Here is an 11,154-nt window from a genome sequence, read left to right as displayed (position 1 = left end):
CGTCAAATTCCCCTATCCCGATGCAGCATCCCGTGCCAAAATATGGGAACGCATCTTCCCCAAGGAAACCCCAACTCGGAAACTGGATTATGCTAGATTAGGCAAACTGCAAGCCACCGGGGGAAATATCCGTTCCATTGCTATGAATGCTGCCTTTTTTGCCGCAGAAGAAGGCAAACCCGTCACCATGCAACATCTCCTAGACGCCACCAAACAAGAATGTATGAAACTAGAACGCAACCCCACCCCAACAGAAATTCAAGGCTGGGTTAAATAGTCATTCGTCATACTCGCTTTCATCGAGAAGCAAGCTACGTTTATGTAAGGGTTTGAGGCTTGTTAACATTTCACTCTACTTTGCTAGTGTAGTACAAGGCTGCGTGCCTGAATTTATGTCCAGGTAAGTAGGTTGGTGGAAATAAACCGAACTATGTTAAGTTCTGTGAATGTTCCTCAAACCCTTACAAATGACGAATGACGAATGACGATCTCCGCCGTTAACTTTAATTGTCCCCACCTATTTACTTAGTGTTGAGTTGATTTCCACCAACCGACTTCGTATAAGTTAATTGTCGGGTCACATTTAGCCACGTCGAGGCGGGTTTAGGGACTCTGTAGGGGCGGGTTTAGGGACTAAATTCAGTTAGTCACCAATAACGGAACAACAAAACCCGCCCTTCCCCACCAATAAGTGGGTGGACACAATTAACGTTAACGGTTGAGATGAGGGAACAGGGAACAGGGAACAGGGAACAGTAAGGGTTTGAAGGTGGTTTACAAAACTTAATACAGCACCGTTTTCTTTTGTCCGACTACTTAACGGAACAGCAAAACCCTCTCTAGCCACCTAAGAACCAGACTCTAAACGGCGTTGCCATTCAGCATCAATTTGGTCTTTTCGTTGTAAATCTTGATCCAGTAAATCCTGTTCACTGGTATACACCAAATCCTCTTGCCCAATTACATTTTGCGCCGCAAACTGTTGAGCATACGCCAGTTTTTTCTGTAAATTGGTATCCCCTTGAACCAGTGCTGATGCTTCCTGCTGTCGTTGCTGATTACGGGCTGCGATTTTACTATTTTTCCGTTGAATCCAGAAATAACGAATCAGCGGAATCGCTAAAAAGCCAATCCCGTACCCCAGTAAAAACCAGTAAATTGAGGCAACAAACGCCACCAATCCGCCTATCTCGGCAGCAATTTCTCCGCTTTTTAACAGAGAACCCAGCATTAACGCACCGACAATATTCACGCCACCTAACCCAATTGCCAGTATCTTTTGTCCACTGGTAGCCGCACTAAAGCGCCAAAGCTGTTCTTTCAAATAAGAGGGAACAGGCTGACGCTGCTGCTGTTGTGCAGTTGTCTGTAAATCGGGGAAGTGATAGATAATATCTCCATCGGGACTAACTTCTGGACGCCCATTGAAACGGCTGAGAACGGGTAACATATAGTCCTCATATTCCCGTTGATAGCCTGTACCAATATCATCCAAATATGGAGCAATCTGTTCTGCTGTAACCGCACCGCCGGAATTGCGAATCACTGTGCCGATTTCTTGCCAGCGACGTTCTTCTAAATCCGCATTGGGATTACCATCACCAAACAGGAATGAGAAAATTGACTCCAGAAAATTCATCTGCTTACTCTCAGCAGAATTCCAGGAGGTGCGCCGTTGTCGATGGCGTTCGTAACTGGGGTCGAAAAACCAAAAGATATCGGGTCCAATCCAGAAGCGGGGCATAAAAAACATGCCGCCACCTCGATTAGACCCTCCGTTACCGCCACCACCTGAATCACTATCACTGCTGGAACTGATACTGATGACGATAATCGAAATGGCGAGAAAAATTAGGACAATTGAGAGTAAGAGGAGAAGCCCGAAGGAAATCCGAATCAGGTAGAATAAGACACGCCAAATTTTTGCCCACCATTCCTGCAAGCGCAGCCGGAGGAATTTGTTTCGTAGGTTTGTGCGAAAGTTCTTGGGAAATAAATAGGCAATTTCACCTGACTCGGCGACTTGTAAATGTCCACCTGCATCGGAGGCTAGCGCCAGTAATCCGCGTTCGGCGAGATTGATATTCAATCCCGCCTGAGCCGCTACATCACCTACAGTGACGCGATAGCCAAGCTGCTCGACGCTATTCATTATCTTGGGATCGGGAGCCATAGTTGTTATTGTAAAGTTTTCTGTAGTCTCTATCTCAAGTATAGAAGTCTGGCTCAGGCTTGAGATTTACAGAAAGCCGAACTTGCATACAAAAGGTTTGAGGAATAGTAGCGACGCATCTGGCGAAATTCTGACGCTCCTTCCTCACTATAGCTTCGCTTCGCGCTTCGCTCAGAATGACATTCGATAACGCAACTTGGTATAAATGAATGAATTTCGCGATCGCGCTCTTAATTAACTAGCTTGCTGAGACTCCTCTAAGAACGGATAATCTGTATATCCATGCTCATCACCCCGATAAAAGGTGGAGCGATCATAATCGTTTAGGGGAGCATTCAGCTCAAACCGCTTGGGTAAGTCAGGATTGGCAATAAACAATCTACCATACGCTACTAAATCAGCCTCTCCCGCCTTCAGCACCGCGTTTCCCGTGTCGCGGGTATACCCACCTGCTGTAATTAAGGTTCCGTGATAGAGGGAACGAAAATGACGCACCCCCAATCCTGTACCCTCATCTTCAACCGTGACATTCCCTTGGATTCTCGGTTCAATGATGTGGAGATAGGCTAAGTTAAAGCGGTTGAGTTCAGAAACCACATAATCAAACAACGCTTCCGGGTTGGAATCAGACATATTATTAAACGTTCCACCAGGCGAGAGGCGAATCCCCACTTTATCCGCCCCCCAAACACTCAGCACAGCTTCCGTAACCTCCATCAATAAACGAGCGCGATTTTCAATTGAGCCACCGTATTGATCCGTGCGTTTATTTGAGCCATCATGCAGGAATTGGTCGAGCAAATAACCATTAGCACTGTGAATTTCTACCCCATCAAATCCAGCCGCTAACGCATTTTTTGCTCCGTGGCGATATTGTTCCACAATTCCAGGAATTTCCTCAGTTTCCAACGCACGCGGGGTGACAAAGGGTTGCTCACCCGTGTGAGTGGACGCCATCCCTTCAGCCGCGATCGCACTTGGCGCAACGGGAAGTTCCCCATTCGGCTGCATGGAGGGATGAGAAATACGCCCAACATGCCACAATTGTAGGAACATTCGTCCCCCTTGTTCATGCACCGCCTGAGTAACTAGCTTCCAGCCTTCCACCTGTTCGGGTGAGTGGATTCCTGGGCTATACGCATATCCATATCCCTGCTGGGAAACTTGAGTGGCTTCGGAAATAATTAATCCCGCAGAGGTACGCTGAGCATAATAGGTAGCATTGAGTTCTCTGGGTACGTTTCCCTCACCTGCACGCATCCGGGTTAAGGGTGCCATAACCATACGATTGGGGAGTTTGTATGCACCAACTTGAACGGGTGTAAATAAGTTCATATTGTCCTTTGTTTGTAGTTGCGCTTTAGCGCCATCATCACTTTAGCGCTGACTATAAACGCTTAATAATCGGAATATTTGGCATTGATTTAAAGCTTTCTTTGTAGTAAGCGATACCAGCTTTTATGGCACTAAAGTGCCTACTACAAACTCATTGGTTCGCTTCCAATTAAGCCGCTATAGAGCGTTGCTTTAATGCGGCGATAATTTCTTTTGGATCTAAGCGTTTCGTGTAATCGACTTCAACAAAAGCATGAATAATTGTTCCATCTTGGGCAATAACATAAGTGGCAGGAATGGGTAATTCAAATGTGTCCTCCCCATTATGAGCGGGTAAATCAATGCCAAAGTCTTGGTAAATCGGGCGCAATTCCTTCGGTAGCACAAAGACTAAACCAAAATCCTTAGCTACCTGGTTTCCTACATCACTCAACACCTCAAACTCTAGGTCATTTTTCTCCACAGTGGATAGGGAATTATCCGGCGTTTGTGGCGAAATTGCCACTAAGGTTGCCCCTAATTCTTTAATTTCCGGTAAGGACTGCTGTAAGGTTCGTAATTCCAGATTGCAATAGGGACACCAGCCACCTCGGTAGAAGGAAATAACCACAGGATTACGGCTGAGTAAATCTTGCAATTCAACAGTTTTGCCGACAGCATTCGGGAGGCGAAAATTGGGAGCTTTGTCGCCAACCTTGAGACTCTGATCAGCAACTCCTGAATTGACCAAATCTTCCATGGCTTGATCCATAACCGCTTTGGTCTCCTCAGGCATCTTGGCTTGGATTTGCTGGCGTAGGGTGTTGATTTCTTGGGTCAATGTCATCAAAATTCTCCAGTGATTTACTTTTATGGAACAAATGTTCCAAAATTGTTCAAAAAAAAGATCTGCATTAGTCGAGAACCGAGAGGGCTACCTGAGCAATACTCCGCAAAGCCTCCCGATCTGGGTTAACTTTAGAGCTAACCCGCAAGCCTTGTAAGGTACAGGTAAGGAAACTGGCTAAAGCGTTTAGGTCATGTTTATCGCTGAGTTCCCCTTTTTCTTTTGCCCTGACTAACACTTGATAAAATGCTTGTTCAATCCGTTTCAGATTGGTGGCGATACGAGTCGCGGTATCGGGATCATGAGGACAGAGTTCAACCGCCGTATTGGTGATCAAACAGCCTCGCCGTTGAACATCTGTAACCGCTCGATCAATCAGGGTATAAAAATGATTGACAATGGCTGACTTAGAGGCATCTGGGGCTTCGAGTCGGGCGATCGCATCCTTGACTACGGTTTGGTCATAATGCGCGATCGCGGCTTGAAATAAAGCACGTTTATCACCAAACGTGTCATAGAGACTCCCTCTGTTAATGCCCATGTTTTTGACCAAAACTTGGATGGAAGTTCCTTCATAACCATAACACCAAAAGGTTTCCATGGCTTTCTCTAGAGCTTCCTCCTGGTCAAACTCTTTGTGGCGAGCCATCACTCTCGTATTTGCTTCTAGGAAGACTCTAGCGTTTCTGGAACGAATAGTCAAGTATTTTTTTAAGGATATAGGGAATAGGAGATTTAAAGTCCTAATTCATCAGACATTTCGTCTATTTTCAGGGAATTCTCAGCGTATCCGTTTAGGATAATCATAACGATGCACCTGGGATGACGCATGATCGAGAACAGAGGTCAACTGAGGAGAGAAAACCGGATGAAACGCCAATTCCATCCCCGAAACCTGAGACCGCTATACAAGCTAATCCTCTTCACACTGCTGGCGGTTAGTACAACATTACTCATTGCCGCCAATCCCGCCTTGGCGCAGGAATCAGCCACGGGTTCAGGATTCAATCCCCAAGCCTGGTTACGCAATGCTTTGCAGTGGATTCAAGATCTCGGTCCCGTTGGTGCGATCGCGTTTATCATACTTTATATTATTGCCACCGTAGCATTCCTGCCCGGTTCCATCCTTACTCTAGGCGCTGGCGTTGTCTTTGGTGTCGTTTTGGGTTCTATCTATGTGTTTATTGGCGCCACCTTGGGAGCAACCGCCGCCTTCCTGGTAGGGCGGTATTTGGCGAGGGGTTGGGTAGCCAATAAAATTGCTGGGAACGAAAAATTTAAAGCGATTGACGATGCCGTGGGTGGGGAAGGATTTAAAATCGTGCTATTAACCCGACTGTCGCCTGTGTTTCCCTTTAATTTATTAAACTACGCTTATGGATTAACTGGGGTTTCGTTGAAAGACTACTTTTTTGGTTCTGTGGGTATGATTCCCGGAACGATTATGTATGTTTATATTGGCTCTCTGGCGGGTAGTCTGGCGATGGTGGGGACAGAAGCGCAACCGACTAATCCGACGGTGCAATGGACGATTCGGATTATTGGATTTATTGCCACCGTTGCTGTTACTGTATATGTCACTAAAGTTGCTAAAAAAGCATTAGATGAAAAAGTCTCGGATGATGTGGTTCTAGATGAAAGTGTTTCCGATTAGTTTTGAATGTTCCAGACGTGGCATTTGAGCCTGTAGGGGCGGGTTTTACAACTATCTTTTTTTGTCACCCCTAAGTAACTAAACCCGCCCTGCTCAAAGTGATAAACTTTAAAAATTCCCTTTTACCTAATCCCCAATTACTAAGTCCCTGGACATAAATCCTGTACTCTTTAATAGGAAATGTTAACAAGCCTAAAACCCTTACTGTTCCCTGTTCCCTGTTCCCTGTTCCCTCATCTCAACCGTTAACTTGAGTTTTGTCCGACTACTTATTAAGGAGTAACAAATGACATCAACATCTGAAAGAGTAATTGTCCCGCCAATGGATGAGTATAACCAGCAATTGGTTTCCCATGTTCATCCACCGGATTGGGTTAATCCCAAACCCGCCGAACGTTATGATCTGGTGGTAATTGGTGCAGGAACAGCAGGATTAGTTACCGCCGCTGGTGCTGCTGGGATGGATATTGGCTTAAAAGTTGCCTTAGTCGAACGCCATCTCATGGGTGGGGATTGTTTAAATGTTGGATGTGTGCCATCTAAATGTATTATTCGCTCATCCCGTGTTGTTGCTCAAATGAAAGAAGCAGGAGACTTTGGCATTCGTCCTCCGGAACAGATTGATATTGATTTTCCCGCAGTTATGGCACGGATGCGGAAACTCCGGGCTGGAATTAGTCATCATGATTCAGCCCAACGATTTAAACAAACGTATAATATTGATGTTTTCTTAGGAGAAGGGTCGTTTCAAAGTTCCAATACAATTGCTGTTGGTGATCAAGTTTTGCGGTTTAAGAAAGCAGTGATTACGACGGGGGCTAGGGCGGTAAGACCGCCTATTGATGGCATAGAAGAAACAGGATTTCTGACCAATGAAACCGTATTTTCCTTAACCGAACGCCCCAAACGGCTGGCGGTAATTGGCGGAGGACCGATTGGCTGTGAATTGGCACAAGCATTTCGTCGGTTAGGTTGTGAGGTGATTCTTTTCCATCGCCATTCTCACCTTTTAAATAAAGAAGATACTGACGCCGCCGAAATTGTGCAGAATAGGTTTCAAAACGAAGGCATTCGCTTAGTCTTGGATTGCAAAATGAAACGGGCAGTCAAGATGGATGAGGGGAAGTTACTGCACTATACCTGTAATGGTCAGGATGAGTCGGTGATTGTTGATGAAATTTTAGTCGGTGCAGGGCGTGCGCCAAATATAGAAGGGTTGAATTTAGACGCTGTTGGCGTGGAGTACCACCGCAAAGGAATAAAAGTTAATGATTATCTGCAAACAACGAATCGGAATATTTATGCAGCGGGTGATATTTGTATGAAATGGAAATTTACCCATGCAGCGGATGCAGCGGCGCGAATTGTAATTAAAAATACGTTGTTTTCTCCCTTTGGCTTAGGGCGGTCTAAACTCAGTGATTTAGTCATGCCTTGGGTAACCTATACTGACCCAGAAATTGCCCATGTCGGCATGTATGAAGATGAAGCTCAGGAAAAGGGAATTAAGGTGAGTACAATTAAGATACCATTTAATACGGTAGATCGTGCGATCGCGGATGGGGAAGAGGACGGATTTGTGAAAATCCACCATCAGAAAGGTTCAGATAAAATTTTGGGGGCGACAATCGTGGCGCGTCATGCGGGGGAGATGATTAGTGAAGTGACAACGGCGATTGTGGGAAACGTGGGGTTGAGTAAGCTGAGTAGTGCGATTCATCCTTATCCAACGCAAGCCGAAGGGATTAAGAAAGCGGCTGATGCGTATCGGCGCACACTACTGACACCCAATACAAAGCGCTTTTTAGGGTTACTCACTAAGTTATCTTAGAAAGTTTGTAGTAAGCGCTTTAGCGCTGATGGCACTAAAGTGCCTACTACGATCTATTCAACTGGATAGGACATGAGGATGTGTTTCGCAATAGCGGCGATCGCAATACATTGCCCAGGCTATACCCACTATACCTGTAAGCGAACCAGTGATTGCCGCACAAGCCCCCCAACCTGCCGGTCCTACCCAGTCAGACACTTCTTTTAGCAAGGCGGTACTCCCTCTAGCTACCCCATAAGCCGTTCCCGCCCCGACAAGAGTGACTAAACCCAATTCGGTTAGCATTCCCAAAAGATCTTTCTGGGATAAATCTTCCTGAAAATAGATCTTCCAAATCGTGGTATACATCAAAATATCAGAAGCCGCCACCAAGATTTGTTTCGGTATCTCCGCACAGGGAGTTGGTGCAGCACAAGCCGTACTGCCACCCACCGCATATCCTGCGATCGCCCAAACTGTTTCTAATCGCTTCTTGCCTAGACTACTCAAGGACTATCTCCTGCAATGCTACTAGAGTCGAGGATTTTTTCTGTTATAGCCCAACATAGTTAAGTAAAGATTAACATTTTCTAAAGAATTACACAGATGGGCGTGTAGGGGCGGGTTTTACCGATAACATTTTGACACCAACCACTAACCTGACTAAACCCGCCCTTTTCAGGGTACAGAGGTACAGAGGTGCGGAGGTGCAGAGGTGCAGAGGTGTAGGGGCGAGTTTTACCGATAACATTTTGGCACAAACCCATAACTTGACTAAACCCGCCCTTTTCAGGGTGCGGGGGTGTAGGGGTTAAGTCAGAGCGGGTTTTGCACAAACGTTATCATTAATAGCGAAAAGAAAGTCCCTAAACCCGCCCCTACAAACCAGGTTTCCTCGAACGCAGCGAAGAGTCAAACCCTTCAATTTTCAACCCTAATCACCAACTTACCCACAACATGACCCTGTTCACTCTCCTGATGCGCCTCAGCAACCGCAGACAAGGGATAGGTTTGTGCAATGACTGGGCGAACTTTCTGAATTTCAATCAGTTCTTTCAGAGACTTTAAATCCAAACCATTGGATTTGAGAACCACAACTTTCGCTTTTTTCCCCGGAATAACCGCTGTGACCAAACTCTCCAGGAAATTACCCGGATAGGGTTGAGTCGTAATATAAACGCCGTTGGGTTGCAAACAGTCTTGGCAATTCCAGAACGATTGATTTCCAACCACATCGAAAATAATATCGTACTTGGCAGTATCCTTAGTAAAATCCTGCTGAGTATAATCAATCACTCGGTCAGCACCCAATTGTTTCACGAACTCACTATTTTTACCACTACAAACCCCTGTCACCTGAGTTTCAAACGCCTTGGCAATTTGTACCGCTAAGCTACCCACACCACCGGACGCGCCGTTAATCAGCACGTTGTACCCCTTTTTAATGTTTCCCTCATCTCGCAAGGCTTGCAGCGCCGTGAGTCCAGCTAAGGGAACAGCCGCCGCTTCTTTATGGGAGAGTTTTTCCGGTTTTGGACAAGCCGCTTTTTCCGATATAACCGCATATTCCGCATAAGCACCACCTGTGAGATTATCGAGACAGGCATAGATTTGGTCTCCAGGTTGAAACCGAGTCACAGCCGTTCCCACGTCTACAACTTCCCCAGAAATATCAAATCCCAAAATCATGGGAAAGTTATAGCCCGTTAAGAGTTGCAACATTCCCTGTCTGATTTTCCAGTCAATGGGATTAACGCTGGTAGCATGGACTTTGACCAATATCTCATGAGTTTTGACGGGTGGAGTTGGTAAGTCTATAACTTGTAAGACATCCGTGCCACCATACTGATTAATTGCAACTGATTTCATCAACTATTCTTTCTCCACAAAGATTATTACCAATGCTTCTAAAATGTAACAATACTCTCTAGAACAATATCTCAGTCTTGAGGAAGACTCTGAACGTGAGTTCATCAGCCATAGTATAGTTTTCAGAATCTTTAGCGAACCTGAGTAATTAGTGATGAGTAGTAATACCCAACTTCCGATTCCCTCCCATTTCGACCCCAATCAGGTTGGAGACGTCTGGCGTGTTCCCTATCAAAAGCGCGTCAACCAAGCCGAAGCTTGGGCAAAACAGCATCATCTCCAGCCAGCCCATCAAGATGAAACCCGGATTGGTTTATTGTTAATCGATGTTCAAAATACCTTTTGTATTCCCGACTTTGAATTATTTGTCGGCGGTCAATCGGGTACGGGAGCGGTTGATGACAATGTGCGATTGTGTGAATTTATCTACCGCAATTTAGGAGTCATCACCGAAATTTTGGCAACGATGGATACCCATACCGCAATGCAAATCTTTCATCCTATATTTTGGATTAACGATGCTGGAGACCATCCACCCGCGATGACGAATATCTCCATGGAGGATGTAGAAAAAGGGGTGTGGAAAATCAATCCAGCCGTCGCACCTCGGATTCGCCAGGGTGATGAGAAATGGTTACAAGATTATGCGCTACATTATGCCAAGACGCTCAATTGTGATAGTAAATATCCATTAATTATCTGGCCCTACCATGCCATGCTGGGAGGAATTAGTCACGCTTTGGTGTCTGCGGTGGAAGAGGCTTGTTTATTCCATAATGTTGCTCGCCAAAGTCAGACCCATTTTGAAATGAAAGGGAGTAATCCGCTGACTGAAAATTACTCGGCTCTCCAGGCGGAAGTTCTTTTTGACCAGAACGACCAACCTATTGCCCAAAAGAACACACCATTTCTGGAAAAATTGTTAGAGTTTGACCGATTAATTATAGCTGGTCAAGCCAAGAGCCATTGTGTGGCTTGGACAGTGGATAACTTGCTGGGTGAAATTCAAGCCAGAGATCCTAAGTTAGCCGAGAAGGTTTATTTACTGGACGATTGCACATCTCCGGTTGTGGTTCCTGGGGGTGCGGATTTTACGGAACAAGCTGAGGCGGCGTTTCAACGGTTTGCTGATGCGGGAATGCATCGGGTCAAATCGACTGAACTTATTGATTGAACGTTGGGCAAAAAAACACCAAAAAATTGTAATAAATTAGGGTTGGGATCAGGGCGGGTTTTGTTTGTGATTTTGAGGTGGGGAGGGCGGGTTTCGTTGTTCATTTATCGGTGACTATCTAATTGAGTCCCTAAACCCGCCCCTACAAATTGTCCCTAAACCCGCCCCTACATCTTTGGCGTGCGATCGCACTAAAAATAGGCTAGGTTTTTAGATCGGGTTTTAGGTTAATATAAAACGCTGATATCGGGGTGTGAAATTTAGTGTAGGGGTGGGTTTAGGAACAAAATTAACCGAGAAACCAATAACTGTT

The 11,154-nt window shown here is 45.6% G+C and carries 10 protein-coding genes and 1 pseudogene; 4 read left to right on the top strand and 7 right to left on the bottom strand.

Translation table 11 applies throughout. From position 1 onward, the window contains the following. Positions 1–277: pseudogene (locus RID53_RS18240) on the top strand (ATP-binding protein); the annotation flags it as partial. A 570-nt stretch (positions 278–847) separates the two neighbouring features. Here the strand turns inward: RID53_RS18240 and RID53_RS18235 are convergent. The 4 genes from RID53_RS18235 to RID53_RS18220 all read right to left on the bottom strand — a co-directional run bounded on the left by RID53_RS18235 (position 848) and on the right by RID53_RS18220 (position 4,983). Continuing rightward, positions 848–2,173: a hypothetical protein gene (locus RID53_RS18235; protein WP_446389449.1), complete on the bottom strand. Its 1,326-nt coding sequence runs from the start codon at positions 2,171–2,173 to the stop codon at positions 848–850. A gap of 234 nt (positions 2,174–2,407) precedes the next feature. After that, positions 2,408–3,508, bottom strand: a complete 1,101-nt coding sequence (locus RID53_RS18230) for an alkene reductase (protein WP_446389448.1) — start codon at positions 3,506–3,508, stop codon at positions 2,408–2,410. 169 nt (positions 3,509–3,677) lie between these two features. Continuing rightward, a complete protein-coding gene (locus tag RID53_RS18225) occupies positions 3,678–4,334 on the bottom strand; it encodes a peroxiredoxin-like family protein (protein ID WP_446389447.1) in 657 nt (218 codons plus the stop codon). 67 nt (positions 4,335–4,401) lie between these two features. After that, positions 4,402–4,983, bottom strand: a complete 582-nt coding sequence (locus tag RID53_RS18220) for a TetR/AcrR family transcriptional regulator (protein WP_446389446.1) — start codon at positions 4,981–4,983, stop codon at positions 4,402–4,404. A 219-nt stretch (positions 4,984–5,202) separates the two neighbouring features. Between RID53_RS18220 and RID53_RS18215 the strand changes: the two genes are divergently transcribed. Further along, positions 5,203–5,988 carry a TVP38/TMEM64 family protein gene (locus tag RID53_RS18215; RefSeq protein ID WP_446389445.1) on the top strand — a complete coding sequence of 262 codons (786 nt, stop codon included), beginning with the start codon at positions 5,203–5,205 and terminating at the stop codon, positions 5,986–5,988. Between the two features lie 286 nt (positions 5,989–6,274). Further along, on the top strand, positions 6,275–7,819 hold the full coding sequence (locus RID53_RS18210; RefSeq protein ID WP_446389444.1) for a mercuric reductase: 1,545 nt from the start codon (positions 6,275–6,277) through the stop codon (positions 7,817–7,819). 57 nt (positions 7,820–7,876) lie between these two features. Here the strand turns inward: RID53_RS18210 and RID53_RS18205 are convergent, their stop codons facing one another. From RID53_RS18205 to RID53_RS18195, 3 genes are all read right to left on the bottom strand, one after another. Beyond that, a complete protein-coding gene (locus tag RID53_RS18205; protein WP_446389443.1) occupies positions 7,877–8,308 on the bottom strand; it encodes a hypothetical protein in 432 nt (143 codons plus the stop codon). 80 nt (positions 8,309–8,388) lie between these two features. Then, on the bottom strand, positions 8,389–8,634 hold the full coding sequence (locus RID53_RS18200; protein WP_446389442.1) for a hypothetical protein: 246 nt from the start codon (positions 8,632–8,634) through the stop codon (positions 8,389–8,391). An 85-nt stretch (positions 8,635–8,719) separates the two neighbouring features. After that, positions 8,720–9,667, bottom strand: coding sequence for an NAD(P)-dependent alcohol dehydrogenase (locus RID53_RS18195; protein WP_446389441.1), 948 nt, complete (start codon positions 9,665–9,667; stop codon positions 8,720–8,722). Positions 9,668–9,821: 154 nt separating this feature from the next. Between RID53_RS18195 and RID53_RS18190 the strand changes: the two genes are divergently transcribed. Then, a complete protein-coding gene (locus RID53_RS18190) occupies positions 9,822–10,841 on the top strand; it encodes an isochorismatase (protein ID WP_446389440.1) in 1,020 nt (339 codons plus the stop codon). Positions 10,842–11,154 lie beyond the last annotated feature (313 nt).

Source organism: Coleofasciculus sp. B1-GNL1-01, assembly GCF_040220235.1.
Taxonomy (GTDB): Bacteria; Cyanobacteriota; Cyanobacteriia; order Cyanobacteriales; family Coleofasciculaceae; genus Coleofasciculus.
The sequence above is the reverse complement of the archived record's forward strand: the minus strand, read 5'-3'. Positions and strand labels throughout refer to the sequence as shown.

Coding starts and splice junctions, on each gene's coding strand:
- RID53_RS18195 (WP_446389441.1), bottom strand. CDS start 9,667: ATGAAATCAGTTGCAATTAATCAGTATGGTGGCACGGATGTCTTACAA.
- RID53_RS18215 (WP_446389445.1), top strand. CDS start 5,203: ATGAAACGCCAATTCCATCCCCGAAACCTGAGACCGCTATACAAGCTA.
- RID53_RS18230 (WP_446389448.1), bottom strand. CDS start 3,508: ATGAACTTATTTACACCCGTTCAAGTTGGTGCATACAAACTCCCCAAT.
- RID53_RS18220 (WP_446389446.1), bottom strand. CDS start 4,983: ATGGCTCGCCACAAAGAGTTTGACCAGGAGGAAGCTCTAGAGAAAGCC.
- RID53_RS18225 (WP_446389447.1), bottom strand. CDS start 4,334: ATGACATTGACCCAAGAAATCAACACCCTACGCCAGCAAATCCAAGCC.
- RID53_RS18190 (WP_446389440.1), top strand. CDS start 9,822: ATGAGTAGTAATACCCAACTTCCGATTCCCTCCCATTTCGACCCCAAT.
- RID53_RS18210 (WP_446389444.1), top strand. CDS start 6,275: ATGACATCAACATCTGAAAGAGTAATTGTCCCGCCAATGGATGAGTAT.
- RID53_RS18235 (WP_446389449.1), bottom strand. CDS start 2,173: ATGGCTCCCGATCCCAAGATAATGAATAGCGTCGAGCAGCTTGGCTAT.